Annotated in this window: 16 protein-coding genes; 8 read left to right on the top strand and 8 right to left on the bottom strand. The window is 56.9% G+C overall.

Annotation, left to right across the window (positions count from 1 at the left end; translation table 11 throughout):
* Nucleotides 1–56: 56 nt before the first annotated feature.
* The 3 genes from O2N63_RS00490 to argH form a co-directional block, all read right to left on the bottom strand.
* The gene (locus O2N63_RS00490; protein WP_271052057.1) at nucleotides 57–2,567 is read right to left on the bottom strand and encodes a DUF4175 domain-containing protein; all 2,511 of its coding nucleotides are present in this window, start codon (nucleotides 2,565–2,567) and stop codon (nucleotides 57–59) included.
* 15 nt (nucleotides 2,568–2,582) lie between these two features.
* Entirely contained in the window at nucleotides 2,583–3,848 is a 1,266-nt protein-coding gene (gene lysA, locus O2N63_RS00485) for a diaminopimelate decarboxylase (RefSeq protein ID WP_271052056.1), read from the bottom strand.
* A gap of 290 nt (nucleotides 3,849–4,138) precedes the next feature.
* Nucleotides 4,139–5,536, bottom strand: coding sequence for an argininosuccinate lyase (argH, locus tag O2N63_RS00480; RefSeq protein ID WP_271052055.1), 1,398 nt, complete (start codon nucleotides 5,534–5,536; stop codon nucleotides 4,139–4,141).
* A 22-nt stretch (nucleotides 5,537–5,558) separates the two neighbouring features.
* Between argH and O2N63_RS00475 the strand changes: the two genes are divergently transcribed.
* Nucleotides 5,559–6,113 (top strand): TlpA family protein disulfide reductase, encoded by a 555-nt coding sequence (locus O2N63_RS00475; RefSeq protein WP_271052054.1) that lies wholly within the window; start codon nucleotides 5,559–5,561, stop codon nucleotides 6,111–6,113.
* A gap of 21 nt (nucleotides 6,114–6,134) precedes the next feature.
* Nucleotides 6,135–6,410, top strand: a complete 276-nt coding sequence (locus tag O2N63_RS00470) for a hypothetical protein (RefSeq protein ID WP_271052053.1) — start codon at nucleotides 6,135–6,137, stop codon at nucleotides 6,408–6,410.
* On the opposite strand, the gene O2N63_RS00465 is transcribed toward O2N63_RS00470, so the two are convergent.
* The 3 genes from O2N63_RS00465 to O2N63_RS00455 form a co-directional block, all read right to left on the bottom strand.
* Complete coding sequence (locus tag O2N63_RS00465; protein WP_271052052.1) at nucleotides 6,407–6,658, bottom strand: hypothetical protein; 252 nt, start codon at nucleotides 6,656–6,658, stop codon at nucleotides 6,407–6,409. The genes O2N63_RS00470 and O2N63_RS00465 overlap by 4 nt on opposite strands.
* 204 nt (nucleotides 6,659–6,862) lie before the next feature.
* Nucleotides 6,863–7,327: a hypothetical protein gene (locus O2N63_RS00460; protein WP_271052051.1), complete on the bottom strand. Its 465-nt coding sequence runs from the start codon at nucleotides 7,325–7,327 to the stop codon at nucleotides 6,863–6,865.
* A gap of 99 nt (nucleotides 7,328–7,426) precedes the next feature.
* The gene (locus O2N63_RS00455) at nucleotides 7,427–7,897 is read right to left on the bottom strand and encodes an Rrf2 family transcriptional regulator (protein ID WP_271052050.1); all 471 of its coding nucleotides are present in this window, start codon (nucleotides 7,895–7,897) and stop codon (nucleotides 7,427–7,429) included.
* A 393-nt stretch (nucleotides 7,898–8,290) separates the two neighbouring features.
* On the opposite strand from O2N63_RS00455, the gene O2N63_RS00450 reads away from it, so the two are divergent.
* The gene (locus tag O2N63_RS00450; protein ID WP_271052049.1) at nucleotides 8,291–9,475 is read left to right on the top strand and encodes a lytic murein transglycosylase; all 1,185 of its coding nucleotides are present in this window, start codon (nucleotides 8,291–8,293) and stop codon (nucleotides 9,473–9,475) included.
* Here O2N63_RS00450 and O2N63_RS00445 read toward each other — a convergent pair.
* On the bottom strand, nucleotides 9,459–10,025 hold the full coding sequence (locus tag O2N63_RS00445; RefSeq protein WP_271052047.1) for a DNA-3-methyladenine glycosylase I: 567 nt from the start codon (nucleotides 10,023–10,025) through the stop codon (nucleotides 9,459–9,461). The two genes, O2N63_RS00450 and O2N63_RS00445, sit on opposite strands and share 17 nt — an antisense overlap.
* 114 nt (nucleotides 10,026–10,139) lie before the next feature.
* Between O2N63_RS00445 and O2N63_RS00440 the strand changes: the two genes are divergently transcribed.
* The gene (locus O2N63_RS00440) at nucleotides 10,140–11,003 is read left to right on the top strand and encodes an EAL domain-containing protein (protein WP_333780716.1); all 864 of its coding nucleotides are present in this window, start codon (nucleotides 10,140–10,142) and stop codon (nucleotides 11,001–11,003) included.
* A 267-nt stretch (nucleotides 11,004–11,270) separates the two neighbouring features.
* Entirely contained in the window at nucleotides 11,271–12,449 is a 1,179-nt protein-coding gene (locus tag O2N63_RS00435) for an acetyl-CoA C-acetyltransferase (RefSeq protein WP_271052046.1), read from the top strand.
* Between the two features lie 15 nt (nucleotides 12,450–12,464).
* Here O2N63_RS00435 and O2N63_RS00430 read toward each other — a convergent pair whose 3' ends face one another.
* Nucleotides 12,465–12,752: a hypothetical protein gene (locus tag O2N63_RS00430; protein WP_271052045.1), complete on the bottom strand. Its 288-nt coding sequence runs from the start codon at nucleotides 12,750–12,752 to the stop codon at nucleotides 12,465–12,467.
* A 16-nt stretch (nucleotides 12,753–12,768) separates the two neighbouring features.
* Here O2N63_RS00430 and phbB point away from each other — a divergent pair, with 16 nt between their 5' ends.
* The 3 genes from phbB to yddG all read left to right on the top strand — a co-directional run bounded on the left by phbB (nucleotide 12,769) and on the right by yddG (nucleotide 15,559).
* Nucleotides 12,769–13,491, top strand: a complete 723-nt coding sequence (gene phbB / locus O2N63_RS00425; protein WP_271052044.1) for an acetoacetyl-CoA reductase — start codon at nucleotides 12,769–12,771, stop codon at nucleotides 13,489–13,491.
* Between the two features lie 269 nt (nucleotides 13,492–13,760).
* A complete protein-coding gene (gcvA, locus tag O2N63_RS00420) occupies nucleotides 13,761–14,702 on the top strand; it encodes a transcriptional regulator GcvA (protein WP_271052042.1) in 942 nt (313 codons plus the stop codon).
* Nucleotides 14,699–15,559, top strand: coding sequence for an aromatic amino acid exporter YddG (gene yddG / locus O2N63_RS00415; RefSeq protein ID WP_271052040.1), 861 nt, complete (start codon nucleotides 14,699–14,701; stop codon nucleotides 15,557–15,559). The genes gcvA and yddG overlap by 4 nt, the downstream gene beginning before the upstream one ends.
* Nucleotides 15,560–15,606: the final 47 nt, after the last annotated feature.

The raw sequence follows: 15,606 nt of genomic DNA, 5'->3' as shown, positions 1-15,606 counted from the left end.
GCCGAATGGCCGAGGGGCAGCGCCCCTTTGGGACCGATCCCGTCGCATCGCGACGATCAAAATTGTTCCAGTAACCGTTCGAAATAGTCCCGTTCACCCTGTGGACGGGTCGTTTCACCAGAGCGTTTGCGCAATTCATCGGTGAGTTCCTGTGCGCGGCGACGCATGTCTTCTTCACTGACAAAACCTCCATCAGTTGCACCTCGACCTGATTGGCTTCCTGTGGATCGGCCCAAAGGATCGCGCGCATTGGCATTGCCCTGATCTTGTCCGGTTTGCCCTTGCTGCCCTTCTCGGTTTGCCTGTTGGCTTATGGCTTCGTCAAAGCGTCTCAGGCCTTCGCGCAGCGCTTCCATCGCCTCGGCCTGACGGTCCAGTGCGCCCGCGATATCGCCTTCGTCCAATGCATCTGCGGCGTCATCCATGGCACGCCCTGCCTGACCCAAGGAATCGCGGGCCGCGTTGCCAGCTTCACTCCCGACGCCGGGCAGGGCACGGCGCTGGGCATCAAGCTGTTGTTGAAGTTGACGTTGTCGCGAGGCTAGCCCTTCGCCTTGTTGACCATTTTCGCCTTGTTCGCCGCCTTCACCCGAATGGCTTTGCCCTCGTCCCTGACCGCCATCACGTCCGGTATTACCCTGGGATTCCCCGGCCTGATTGCCCTGTCCACCCTGTTCCTGCAAATCTCGGAATGCTTCGTCTGACAGCCCCTGTTGTTGACGCAAGGTATCTTCCAACCCATCGCGGGCCTGTTGGTTTTGCCCCTCGCCCGGGCCCTGTGTGACCTGCATGTTCTCCATCATGCGCCGGAGGCCTTCGAGCATCTGCATGGCCTCATCCATGCGCCCTTCACGCATCAATTCTTCAATCCGGTCCATCATGGCGTCGAGGTCGGCAGAACTCATTTCCATGCCATTGCCATTTGGGCTTTGTTGATCAGGCTGGGCATCTTGCGGCATCTGGGCAAGACGGTCGAGATAATCGTTCATCGCACGGCGCAGCTCGTCCATGAGTTCTGCCAATTCTTCCGGAGTCGCACCGTCTTGCATCGCCTGCTCAAGGCGTTTCTGCGCGCGGGTCAGCCTATCGCGGGCGCTTTCAAGCCCGTTCTCTTCAAAAGAGAGGGCAATGTCCCAAAGTGATTGGGCGATCCTGTCTTGTATATCCGGGGTTAGCCCTGCCCTGATACCTTCCTCCAGATCCCGAATTGTAGCGCGCAGCGCCAGATAGCTTCCTTCTGGAAAGGCCAGATCTTCCGGGCGGTGTGACACCGCGCGAAGGAGTTGCGCAACACGGGCCGCCCCTTCGCGAGCCCAAAGCAGATCGCGACGAAGCTCGATAAGCGCGCGGGCTTCACGCGTGAAAAATCGGCGCGCAGGAAGGGAAATGTGAAGTGGGCGGGCCTCGCCCGTCTGGCCCATCGCATCTTCCACCATCAAATCCACGATTACGGCAAGCCCGGCCCAAGGATGTTGCGCGAGGTTTTCCTCCCATACCTCTTCGATCTGCTGCATCTCCCCTCGGTAGGGGCGCGGCAGGTCCAGTTGCAATTCCGGGCGCGGGTTGGGAGAATGGATAAGGCCGTAGCTCCGGTTCACGCGCGGCAGGTTCAAGTTGATTGTGGCGGTACCCGCAGCCACCCCATAGTCATCTGTTGCCACAAACCCTTGTTGAAATGTCCCAGAAAGCTCTTGCGTCAGATCGCCATTGGTTCGGATCTCTGGTGGCAAATCGCCAATTGCGGAGAAGCGCCAGCTGGGGTTCGGCTCGCCGCGGCCCAAATTGATGGAAAGGTTGCTGTCTTGCGAGATCTCGGCCTGCATCTGGGCAGCAGCAGAACCTGAGAACACCTCTCCTGATAACGACACCGCCCCATCTTCAAGACCATAAAACCGCAAGGTCAGGCGGCTTCCAGCCGGAACGGGAAGGGCCCCGTTGGGCTGATCGTTCAGGTAAAGGCTAGGGTGGCCAGTATAAGCAGGCGGCTCGATCCAGCCTTCCCAGGATGGGGCCACGGGGCAGCCCGGGCAGGACGCCGTGGCGGTGTTGTCAATGATCGGCATATGGCCTGGCACGCCCCCAAATCCCAAGGCCATGACGCAGGCCACCGCCGCCATCAGGCGCAGGGCAAATGGATCGTTGTCAGCAACACTCAGATTGGGCTGGGGCGCCGTTGCATGTGTGGCGACCTCTTCCATCCTTGCCACATGTGCCTGCCATAACGTTTGCGATGCGTCCGACCCTTCTGGTTGCGCTGGCAGATCTCGCAAGGCGGCAAAAGGGGCGTGAGGCAACGTTTGATCCAACCTTGCCTCGACATCTCTACGTGACGGGAGGTGGAACTTGCGCAACCCCCAGACCAGCGTGACCAGCACTGCAACGCCCAGAATCGCAAACCCTGTCGCCTGAAACCCTACAAACCGAGCCCATGCCACCGCACTCATGCCCACCGTTGCCAGGGGCCAGAATGCACGCCAGCCCCGCTCCAACCCAATCGCGGCCCATGTCAATCGCAGGGGCCAGCGCAGCTGTTTCATCAGCTCGGGCGAAAGGTTTGGCCGGGTCATGTCACCCCGTTTTGGTTACATCCACTCGGGGATGGTATCGCGGCCAAGCATTTCTTCATAGGTGGGACGGGCGCGAATAACGGAAAATTGCTCACCCGAGACTAGAACTTCCGGGATCAGGGGGCGCGAATTATATTCCGACGCCATCACCGCACCATAGGCCCCGGCTGAACGGAAGGCGATCAGGTCGTCGGATTTCAGCGGCGCCATATTGCGCTCTTTCGCAAAAGTGTCGCCGGTTTCGCAGATCGGTCCGACAATGTCATAGCCACGCTGCTCAACGCCTGGCTCGGCCTCGATCACCGGAATGATGTCGTGATGTGCCTCATACATGGCCGGGCGCACAAGGTCGTTCATCGCCGCGTCCACAATCAGGAAATCGCGGCCTTCGCCCTCTTTCACATAGATGACAGAGCTGACCATCAGCCCTGCGTTGCCCGAGACCAGCCGCCCCGGTTCAATCTCGATTTCGCAACCCAGATGGCCGACGGTTTCGCGCACCATCTGCCCATATTCAATTGGCAGGGGTGGCGCATCATTTGAACGCTCATAAGGAATGCCGAGCCCGCCACCCAGATCCAGCCGGGTGATGTCATGGCCGTCTTCACGGAGCGCTTCAGTCAATTCGGCCACTTTCTGATAGGCCAGCCGGAACGGCTCCAGCTCGGTCAACTGGCTGCCGATATGCACATCAATTCCAACCACCTTGAGACCCGGCAGCTTGGCGATCTCGGCATAAACTTCACGCGCGCGCGCGATCGGGATGCCGAACTTGTTTTCCGACTTCCCGGTTGAGATCTTGGCATGGGTCTTGGCATCCACATCCGGATTCACCCGCACGGCCACCGGGGCTTCTACGCCCATCTCGCTCGCTACTTCAGACAGCGCACGATATTCCGGTTCGCTTTCAAGATTGAACTGGCGGATATTGTGGCCCAATGCCAAACGCATCTCATCTTTCGTCTTGCCCACGCCGGAAAAGACAATCCGTTCACCCGGCACACCGGCGGCAATCGCGCGGTGAAACTCGCCACCCGACACCACATCCATACCCGCGCCCAAATCACCCAAGAGCTTTAACACCGCGAGGTTCGAGTTGGATTTCACCGCAAAGCAAACCAGATGATCCGCCCATTCCAACGCTTCGTTGAACAGCGAGATATGACGTTTCAGCGTTGCCGCCGAATAGACATAAAACGGCGTGCCCACCTGGGCTGCAATCTCGGGTATGGAAACGTCTTCGGCGTGCAACACGCCATCGCGATAAAGGAAATGATCCACGGGCGAGGGTTCCTCGTGTTTGTTGTTCTGTCTGCGCTTTCTTCTGCCCTAGCGGAACTGCGCCGCACGTTCAACAAGAACTCCCCTTTCTTCTTCTGACTGAAAGAATCCCGGAGCGCGAGGCAGAGCCTCGCAAATGAAAACGCCGGCCATAGGGACCGGCGTTCAGGATTGTTGAACCAGGCGGGGTTACTGCGCCGCCCCATCCTCGGGCGATCCCGGTCGGATCGGCTCGCCATCTGCGCCGCATGCAGCAAGCCCCAGAAGGGTCAGGATCAGGACGATGCGGATCATGCCAGCTTCTCCGTCCAGCGCGCGATCTGCTTACGAACCTCAGAAGGGGCGGTGCCGCCGTAAGACGTGCGCGAGGCAACCGAATTGTGTACGCCCAGCACGTCGAACACCTCCGAAGTGATCGCGTCATGCACAGACTGCATTTCCTCAAGCGACAGGTCCGGCAGGTCACAGCCTTTACCCTCGGCCATGGCCACCAGCGATCCGGTCACATGGTGGGCGTCGCGGAATGGCATATTCAGTGCACGCACCAACCAGTCAGCGAGATCGGTGGCCGTCGAAAAGCCCGACGCCGCTGCGGCTTCGAGGTTTTCGCGCTGTCCTTCCATATCGCTGACCATGCCGGTCATGGCGGCAAGCCCCAACATCAGGTTGTCGGCAGCGTCAAAGACCTGTTCCTTGTCTTCCTGCATGTCCTTGGAATAGGCGAGCGGAAGCCCCTTCATCACTGTCATCAGACCCACCGAGGCGCCCATGATCCGACCGATCTTAGCGCGCAGCAGTTCTGCGGCATCCGGGTTGCGTTTCTGCGGCATGATCGACGACCCGGTGGACCATTTGTCCGACATGCGTACAAAACGGAACTGGGCGGAGGACCAGATCACCAGCTCTTCGGCAAGGCGCGACAGGTGCATGGCGGTAAGAGTGGACGCGGAGAGGAACTCCAGCGCAAAATCCCGATCCGCCACAGCGTCGAGCGAGTTGGCGGTGGGGCGGTCAAAACCAAGCGCCTCGGCGGTCATGTGGCGATCAATCGGGAAAGAAGTGCCAGCGAGCGCCGCCGAGCCCAGCGGGCATTCGTTCATCCGCTTGCGCGCGTCTTCAAAGCGGGAAATGTCGCGGCCAAACATCTCGACATAGGCCATCATGTGATGGCCCCAAGTCACCGGCTGGGCGGTTTGCAGATGGGTAAAGCCGGGCATCACCCAATCCGCGCCCATTTCGGCCTGCGACAAAAGCGCCCGCACAAGGGCAGTCAGACCTTCAATGGCGGCATCCATCTGACCGCGCACCCACAATTTGAAATCGGTCGCGACCTGGTCATTGCGCGAGCGCGCCGTGTGCAGACGGCCTGCGGGCTCGCCCACGATCTCTTTCAGACGCGCTTCGACATTCATGTGAATGTCTTCAAGAGCGGTTGAGAACTGGAACTCGCCCTTCTCGATCTCTGACAATACGGTGAGAAGCCCTTCACGGATCGCATCTGCATCGCTATCTGTAATCACGCCTGTCGCCGCCAACATCGCGGCGTGGGCGCGCGAGCCTTCGATGTCTTGTCGGGCCATGCGCTGGTCATAGCCGATGGATGCGTTGATCGCTTCCATGATGGCGTCTGGACCGGCGCTGAAACGGCCGCCCCACATGGCGTTTGCAGATTTCGTGCTGTCACTCATTCGTTTGCCCTTCGGAGGTCACATGTCTGTCTTGCGTTCCGCCTTGCTATACGCGTCCCTCGCGCTTGGTGCAAATGCCGCGTTTGCCGATACAGCGGCTTTGGAAGCGTTGCGTGAAGGCGAGATGAAAAAGCTTGTGTTCCATTCCGAGCCAGTGGTTGCCAGCGCAGCTTCCTTCTTGGATACGTCGGGGGGGGAATACAGCCTGTCCGACTATCAAGGGAAATACGTCCTCCTGAATTTCTGGGCCACTTGGTGCGCTCCTTGCCGCAAGGAAATGCCAGCGCTGGATGCGTTGCAAAAGGAACTGGGGGGAGAGGCGTTTGAAGTGGTTCCCATCGCCACTGGGCGTAACAGGGTGCCAGCCATCGAGATGTTCTTCGAAAAGGTTGGTGTGACCGATCTTCCGATCCTTCTGGACCCCACTCAGGCTCTGGCCCGTGACATGGGGGTGTTTGGTTTGCCTGCCACCGTAATCCTGGATCCGGAAGGCAATGAAATCGCGCGGATGCGCGGCGAAGCGAATTGGAATTCCGATAGCGCCAGAGCGATCTTGACCTCTCTGATTGAGGGGTAATTCGCGCATTTTCCATTGCGGATGAGCCAGGCTTTTGCCGATTGGAGGGGCTTGCTGCGTGAGCCTGAAGGGGCGCTGCCCCTCGCCGCATGCGCGGCTCACCCCGAGGTATATGAAGCAAGAAAAAGAGGCAAGATCTTGAGTGACATGCATGTGCCGGCGGTATGCATGAGCTTTGGTGTTGCCCCGATTTTGACCCTCGGTTTGTGTTGGTGGATGAAGCGATCACACCTGCTGAATGGGGTGCGGACAATTGGCCTGATGGCGCTGAACGCAAATCATCTGTTGCGTGTTTAGCTTACCGCCCCTTGTATCACACCGTTGAGGTAGTAGATCAGTGGGATGAGTACGAGGCTTAGCGCCAGCCATTCGGCTTTTCTGTTAACTGCGAGAATAAGTGCCGGAATATGAAACGCTGCCAGTATGAGGCCAATGAGTGTTATCCAACCCTGACCTGCCACGTCTGGAAAATTGGGTGGGTCGAAAGCAAGTGCGAAAAACCAAACAAAGTTCAGGGCGGCGATTGCGAATATGGCACGTCTCATTCGAAAAGCTTAGATTGACCGGGGTGGTTTGGCAAACAGGGCACGTCTGATGACGTCTGAGCGCAACGCAGCAATTGCCAGAGTAGGCTTTATGCGCGAATTTTCGGCCAAATTAAGGAACGCCCGCTGCGCCGAAGCGGGTCGAAAGTGCTTGCCCGGCGTGCGATCAGATTCGTTCACTGATTTCACGCCGGGGACGCGATGCTAGTTGTTGTCGGGTCCGATCATGCGAAAGAACATGTTTCGAAATTGCGGCACAAACAGCAGAATCAGAAAGATCACGTCCAGCACTGTCATGATGGCGGGAACGAGGTAGGGATTGCTCATGCCTTCGGCGATGGATGGAGGGCCAACATAGGTCGTCGTGACGAAGTTGCCGAAGTGATCAACAATTGAGATTGCCCAGTACACTACAGCCAAGATCCAAACCAACAGTCCCCGACGTGCAATGACCGCCCAAGCCAGCGGCACGGCAAAGACCGCCGCAAACAAATCGAGATATGCAGGATAGCACCAGGCTTCTGATTCGGCGCCCGCGGCGATTTCATTGATAAGCGGGATCGCGATGAACCGGGATAACTGCAGCAGCGTCCAGATGACTGTTCCGATCAGGAATACCCGTTCCATACCATTTAGATCCGAAAATCTGCTGTTTGTCGCCGTCTGCATTCTCAAGGTTCTCCAAAGTCGAGCTAAAAGTAACATTTGATGTTACGAAATGGCGTGCTTTCGTAACCGCCAAAGTTACTGATTGCAAGGCCTGGTCGTTTACTTGGTCGTAGTAGAAGCAGCTGTTGAGATTAAGCGAATACGATTGCCGATCTCGCTGGTCAGATCTGCAATGCTTACCTTCTCGAGGCTTTGGAGAAGGGTCTCTTTGGCATCGACGGCCAGCTCGTTCAGGTATTCACCGATTATGGGCGCAATATCGACGCCCTCCCTGCACTGGCCACGCGGGCGAAAAAGAAACCCGCCCGAGCCGTCGTCGACCGCGCCATAGGCATCGCGGAGAGAAATTTTTTCTGGCGGCCTTGCAAGAATACTTCCGCCGCCAGCCCCTGGGCGGCTTTCTATAAGTCCCGCTTTCTTTAATTGTGAAAGGACCCGGCGGATCACGACCGGGTTTGTTCCGAACCCTTCAGCCAACATGTCTGACGTTATTGCACCATCATCTCTGTGGTGCGCGAGCACGGCAAGAATGTGGGAAGCTATGATCAGTTGGCTGTTCAAAATATTCACATGTGCAGACGTTGGAAGGTTGTTTGAGTTTCATTAGTCCAATTTGGCCTAAACAACCATCCAAAGATTTGTTTCGCGGCCCACCTCATTGGTTAAACGGAGTTCTCTGCCCAATTCGCCGCGCGATGAACGAACGCGGGCTTCGCTTGGATGGGTGGGTGGTGCGGGCTGAAAGTGCAACCCATCTGTCGAACGGGCGGCAGCGTTGTCCATCGGGGCAAGCTATGTGTCGCGCAAAAGCGGGCAGGGGCATTGCCCCTCGCCTCTTCGAGGCTCCCCCCCAAGGTATTTCGGGCAAGAAAAAAGGCGGGCGGAAGCTCGCCTTTTGCATTGTTGGGGGATTGAGAGGGGGCGCCGCTGGGGTATGGTGGGCCTGTTGAATGGGGGAGTGTTATGGTTTCACGGCGTTATTCTTTGATGGTATTGGCTGCAGCAGCGGTCGCTCCGAGTGCCTTGATGGCTGATGCAGGTTTCCGTGCTTGGTTGGCTGGGTTTGAGAAACGCGCCCGGCGCGCGGGGATCAAGCAGGCGACGTTGAAGAACTTGCGGTCAGTGAAATACCTGTCCTCAGTAATCAAAGCGGATCGCAAGCCTGCGGAAACAGCTAAGTCATTGGATTTCTATATTTCCTCGGCGGCGTCCCAATCGCGGATCAACACTGGCAAATCCATGGTGCGCAAGTATGCCGGTCTGTTGGATGGGCTTGAACGCCGCTATGGCGTGTCGCGATACGTGATTGTGGCGATTTGGGGCATGGAAAGCAGTTTTGGCGGATTTCGAGGCAAGACCTCGACCCTCTCAGCGCTTGCGTCTCTGGCCTATGAGGGGCGACGGCGCGAGCAGTTTGAGGCGGAGTTGATTGCTGCGTTGCAGATTTTGCAAGCCGGGGATGTGTCGCCTTCGCAAATGGTTGGGTCTTACGCCGGGGCCATGGGGCATACGCAGTTTATGCCCAGTTCTTATCTGAAACATGCGGTGGATCATGATCGCGATGGTCGGCGCAATGTCTGGGGCGCTGATCCATCAGATGCGCTGGCATCAACGGCGGCATTTCTGGCCGAAAATGGATGGTCCAAAGGACCAAGATGGGGGGAGGAAGTGCGACTGCCACAGGGGTTCGATCTTGCGCTGACCGGTCGAGTGTATCCTCGCTCTCTGGATCAATGGGCAAAGCTCGGGATCACCCGCCCAAGCGGGCGTGGGGTGTCGGGAAAACGCAAGGGGGCGATTATTTTACCGGCTGGACCCAACGGGCCGGCCCTGATGATTTATCCCAACTTTCAGGTGATCAAGGCCTACAACTATGCTGACAGCTATGCGATCAGCGTAGGGCATCTGGCGGATCGGATGGCGGGCGAAGGTCCGTTTCGAACATCTGTGCCCAAACGCCCGTGGGGCATGAGCACCAAAGAACGGGTCGCGTTGCAGAACCGTCTGAATGCACTTGGATATGAAGCAGGCCGGGCCGATGGCGTGATTGGTGAAAAAGGCCGCGCGGCCATACGCGCCTATGAACGAGCCGAAGGGTTGCGTGTGACCGGTGTGCCCAGCCTCGAATTGCTTATCCGCCTTCGCTAAGATCGCTGTAGCGGTGGCAATCCGTTGTATGGTTCATGATTATACCGCAGGCCTCCATCCAGGCGTAAACGATTGTCGGGCCACAGAATTTGAACCCGGCTTTCTTCAGATCTTTTGAGATCTGTGTGCTGAGGGGAGAGCTTGTCGGGACATCTTTTTGGCAGGTGTAATGCCCAATCAGAGGGGCGCCATCGACATAGTCCCACATCATCTTTGCAAAGGCTTCGGATCCACCCAGATCCAGATAGGCCTGTGCGTTTGTGACTGTGGCTTCGATTTTGCCGCGATGGCGAATGATGCCGGGATCGGACAATAGTCGGGCCACTTCATCCTCACCCCAGCGGGCAATTTGTTCAGGATCGAAGCCGTCAAAGGCGGTTCGAAAATTATCGCGCTTCCTAAGTATTGTGATCCAGCTGAGGCCAGCTTGGAACCCGTCGAGAATCAACTTTTCCCAAAGGGCGCGTCCGTCCCATTCCGGCACTCCCCATTCGAGATCATGATAGTCTTGGTAAACCGGATCTTCACCACACCAGCTGCATCTGTGCATTTTATCATCAGATATCAAAGTCTTGCCCTCGATCGATGGAATTTACAACAAATTCTAGCATTTACACATTGTTATCGAGTTTGACGCCAAGGTGGCAATATTGGATCCGCCGCCGTGACCAAGGTGCTTGTTACTGGCAAATTGGATGCCGAGCTGGGGAACAAGATGAGCAAAGAGATCAAAAGCAGCCCGTTCGATTTTGCCATGCAAAGGCGTGAAAGCGAAACTTTGGATATGGTGCGGGTCGCGCTTGCGCGTAAACAGGTGAAACTGGCGTTTCAGCCCGTGGTGCAAACCGCCCGCCCGGACCATATGGCGTTCTATGAAGGGCTTTTGCGGGTTACGGATCAGCAAGGTCGAATTATCCCCGCCAAGGACTTTATTGATGTGGTTGAAGACACTGACATGGGGCGCCAACTCGATGCGTTGGCGATCGAGAAAGGGATGGAGGCTCTTATGGAAGAGCCCAGCCTGCGCTTATCGATCAATATGTCCGCGCTGACCATCGGCTATGCCCCGTGGAATGAGGCGCTGCTTTCGGCCCTGTCCGAAGACCCAACGGTCGGCGAACGGCTTATCATCGAAATCACAGAACGCACCGCACTTGAGAAACATGAAACGGTTAAAAATTTCATGTCGGATTTACAAAGCAAAGGTATTTCGTTTGCTTTGGATGATTTTGGAGCTGGATACACATCTTTCAAATATCTCAAAGATTTCTATTTCGATCTGATCAAGATCGATGGGGAACTGATTAAGGGGATTCACGACGATCCTGACGCACAGGTTCTGACCGAAGCGCTTTTGGTACTCGCCCACAAGCTCGATATGTTTGCCGTCGCTGAGAATGTCGAATCCTATGAAGATGCTGCGTTCCTGACCACTATCGGGATGGATTGTATGCAGGGATACTATTTTGGGGTCCCTACGTTCACACCCTACTGGCGCCTGTTGGATCAGCTTGGGAAGGCTGGCTGAAATCGTTTTGTATCAGGTGGATAGCATCGCGTTGTTTCCCGTTGGATTTCTGAATTTATATGGGTTCCCCAGGCTTTTTTGACGTCTCCTCACCCCAAGCTTGACTTTATTCTGCGATGCAGCACAGGATGCCGGCACCGCAAACACACTGAGTGGGGTGGCCAGTCTCGGGGGAGAATTGGTGCATGACCCGCTCAATATCACGGAACGTGGCGACGATGGCCGAGGGAAGGACCATCGCTCAGACCACATCGCTGGAGGAAGACCATGACCAATGTCGTAATCGTATCGGCCGCACGTACCGCGGTTGGAAGTTTCTCAGGTTCGTTCGCCAACACCCCCGCCCACGATCTCGGCGCTACCGTGCTTGAGGCAGTGGTCGAGCGTGCTGGGATCGATAAATCGGATGTGGATGAGACCATCCTGGGCCAGGTGCTTTCCGCAGGGCAGGGTCAGAACCCTGCACGTCAGGCGCATATCAACGCTGGCCTGCCGAAAGAATCAGCTGCTTGGAGTATCAACCAGGTTTGTGGCTCTGGACTGCGCACCGTGGCGCTGGCAGCCCAGCACATCCAACTGGGTGATGCAGGTGTTGTTGCTGCTGGTGGTCAAGAAAACATGTCGCTGTCCGCTCACGTCGCGCATCTGCGGGCTGGTCATAAAATGGGCGACATGAAGTTCATCGATTCGATGATCAAGGACGGTCTGTGGGATGCATTTAACGGCTACCACATGGGTCAGACTGCGGAAAACGTTGCCAATGAATGGCAGATCTCGCGCGATATGCAGGACGAGTTCGCAGTGGCGTCGCAAAACAAGGCCGAAGCCGCACAGAAAGCTGGCAAATTTTCCGATGAAATCACTCCCTTCACCGTGAAGACCCGCAAGGGCGACATCATTGTCGACAGTGACGAATACATCCGTCACGGCGCCACAATGGAAGCGATGCAAAAACTGCGTCCCGCGTTTGTCCGTGATGGTGGCACTGTGACTGCGGCCAACGCTTCGGGCATCAACGATGGTGCTGCCGCCGTGCTGTTGATGTCGGCAGATGAGGCCGAGAAACGTGGTCTTGAGCCGCTGGCCCGCATCGCGTCCTACGCCACTGCCGGCCTCGATCCGTCGATCATGGGCGTGGGTCCGATCTATGCATCGCGCAAGGCGCTGGACAAAGCTGGCTGGGCCGTGGGCGATCTGGATCTGGTCGAAGCCAACGAAGCCTTTGCAGCGCAGGCCTGTGCCGTGAACAAGGATATGGGTTGGGATCCGTCGATCGTGAACGTGAACGGAGGCGCCATCGCCATTGGTCACCCGATTGGTGCTTCGGGCTGCCGTATCCTGAACACGCTGTTGTTTGAAATGAAGCGCCGTGAGGCCAGCAAAGGTCTGGCCACGCTGTGCATCGGCGGCGGTATGGGTGTGGCCATGTGCCTTGAACGTCCGTAAGTGCAAAATATCTCATCAAAAGGGGCGCTTTGGCGCCCTTTTTTTGTGCCAAATGAGCGGAAACCCCTCCCCTTTCGCATTTGTTTCACGCACCTCTTGCAAGGCGGGGTTGATTCGCCACACTGGCGGTGGTTTTCGCTCTGGCAGCAAAGACGAGAGTTGAAAATCGGTTGGGAAATGAGAGATTTGCCGGAATTCTTGCTGCGATTGCAATAAAATAGCCGCAGCGCAGAAATTCTTTCCGCAATATTGTTGCTCTTTCCTGTTTCGACGGGTAATAACATTACCGAGGAATTCAATCATTTTGGGAGATCACACCATGGCAAAAGTTGCACTCGTCACCGGGGGGTCGCGCGGTATTGGCGCCGCCATTTCGAAAACCCTGAAAGCCGAAGGTTATGAGGTCGCCGCGACCTATGCCGGCAATGACGAGAAAGCTGCCGCCTTCACCGAAGAGACCGGCATCAAGACCTACAAGTGGAATGTGGGCAGCTATGAAGATTCAAAAGCGGGCCTTGCTCAGGTCGAAGCCGATCTGGGCCCGATTGACGTTGTTGTGGCCAATGCTGGTATCACCCGCGATGCACCGTTCCACAAGATGTCGCCCGAGCAGTGGCAGGAGGTGATCGACACTAACCTGACTGGCGTGTTCAACACCGTACACCCGCTCTGGCCGGGTATGCGTGAACGCAAATATGGCCGCGTGATCGTGATCAGCTCGATCAATGGTCAGAAGGGTCAGTTTGGCCAGGTGAACTATGCCGCCACCAAGGCTGGCGATCTGGGTATCGTGAAGTCGCTGGCACAAGAAGGTGCGCGTTTTGGCATCACCGCCAACGCCATTTGCCCCGGCTACATCGGCACCGAAATGGTGATGGCCGTGCCGGAAAAAGTGCGTGAAGCCATTATCGGTCAGATCCCCGCCGGTCGCCTTGGTGAGCCGGAAGAAATCGCCCGCTGTGTGGCGTTCCTCGCGGATGAGAAATCCGAGTTCATCAATGGCTCGACCATCTCGGCCAACGGTGCTCAGTTCTTCGTCTGATCTAGCACGGGCAAACTTGCTGAACGGGTCGCGTTACCGCGGCCCGTTTTTTTGTGGCGGAACGAATCCAAGACAGAGAAAAGATTTCACGAAAGGCCTGTGCCCGGAGCGCATGGGCACAACGATAATAGTGCTGCATTTTGGTGTTATCCGTGGTTTCCAGCATCTTGAAGTCCTCAATATAGTTTGATGAAATTTAATATGAGGGCATTGAAGCTGCCGAACAAACGAGACTTTCGCGACTTTCAGTTAAGTGATATTGAACTGAAATGTCTGATCGCCTTCCTCCCCTGACCGCCCTCCGCGCTTTCGATGCTGCTGCCCGCCACATGTCGTTTCAAAAAGCAGCAAGCGAACTTCATGTGACACCCGCAGCCTTGTCCTTTCAGATCAAGTCGCTGGAGGAACATCTTGGCGGCCCGCTGTTTTATCGTCTCAACCGTGCGGTGGAATTGACCGAGGCAGGGCGGGCACTGGCACCGGGGGCACAAGAGGGGTTCGAAGCGCTGTCGACCGCATGGCGTGCTGCACGGCGCAGCCTGGAAACAAATGTGCTGACTGTGACTGCTGGCCCCGCTTTCACATCGAAATGGCTGGCCCCGCGCATGTATGCCTTTGCTCAGTCCCACCCCGAAGTGGAGCTGCGCTTTGCGGCCAGCTTGCAGATGGTGGACCTGTCACGTGATGAGGTGGATGTGGCAATCCGATTTGGATACGGGCCAGATGGTGGGCTGTATTCGCATCCTTTGTCTGAGGAATGGATCACCCCGGTCATGACGCCGGAAATGGCATCGCAATACCCAACACCGGATACTTTGCTTCAGGCTCCCCTCATCACTGATCATTCAATCGACTTTCTGCAACCGCGCTGTGATTGGGCGGCTTGGTTTCGCTCTGTGGATCTGACCGCCAACCCGCAGCCTGCGCTTCGGTTCAATCAGGCAGATCACGCGCTGGATGCCGCCTTGGCGGGGGCAGGGGTGGCGCTTGGTCGCCGTTTCTTTGTCTCGAAGGACTTGATGGAAGGGCGCTTGGTGGCACCTTATGGGATTGCGATATCCACGCGCGCGCATTTCCGTTTTCTCTGTGCGTTAGGGCGCGAGACCCGACCTGAAATTCAGGCGCTTCGCGATTGGATGCTCGAGGAAATTGACAAGACCGCTCATGTGTCCGATGGGATGATGATCACACCCGTTGAGGAGCTTACATGACCCGATCCCGCGCGACCCTTGTCGGCTTTGTTGCCGTGTTGCTCTGGGCGCTTTTGGCCCTGTTCACGGTTGGATCGGCACCAGTCCCCCCCTTTCAGCTTGCCGCCCTCTGCTTTGCCGTCGGGGGCGGTTTGGGGGTGGTCTGGATCGGAACCACAAGCGGGTTTTCCATTCTTCGCAACGTGAGTTGGCGGGTGTATCTCTTCGGAACGCTCGGCCTGTTTGGCTACCATGCGCTGTACTTCTCGGCGTTGCGTTTGGCGCCTGCGGCTGAAGCGGGGCTTATTGCCTATCTCTGGCCGCTTCTGATTGTTCTCTTTTCCGGCTTGCTGCCGGGGGAGCATCTGCGCCCGATGCATGTCGTTGGGGCGCTGATTTCGTTTGCTGGGGCAGCCCTGATCGTTCTCGGGGGGGCAAAAGGCTTTTCTGTGGAGGCACTGCCCGGTTTTGGGCTTGCTTTCCTCTGCGCGCTGACTTGGTCAGGCTATTCGGTGCTCAGTCGTCGGCTTGGCGACACCCCGACCGCGTCAGTGGTGGTGTTTTGCCTTGCAACGGCCGTTCTTGCCACAGCTGCACATCTGATGTGGGAACAGACAGTCTGGCCAGACAGCAATCTTGGCTGGCTTTCCATCCTTGGCCTTGGCCTCGGCCCTGTTGGACTGGCGTTCTATGTCTGGGATGTGGGGGTTAAACGCGGGGACATCCAATTGCTGGGTGTCGCATCTTATTCCGCGCCATTGCTGTCAACACTTGTGCTGATCTTGGCCGGAATCGCAGCTCCGAGTATAACTCTCTTATTGGCCGGGATCCTGATCACGACCGGAGCCGTTTTGGCAGCGCGCGCCAGTGCTGGATAACATCCAACCCGTCATGGGGCCAAAGGCAATGGCGCACGCAATTGGGG

The sequence above is a fragment of the Aliiroseovarius salicola genome (genome assembly GCF_027891095.1).
GTDB classification, from domain to species: domain Bacteria; phylum Pseudomonadota; class Alphaproteobacteria; order Rhodobacterales; family Rhodobacteraceae; genus Aliiroseovarius; species Aliiroseovarius salicola.
The sequence above is the reverse complement of the archived record's forward strand: the minus strand, read 5'-3'. Positions and strand labels throughout refer to the sequence as shown.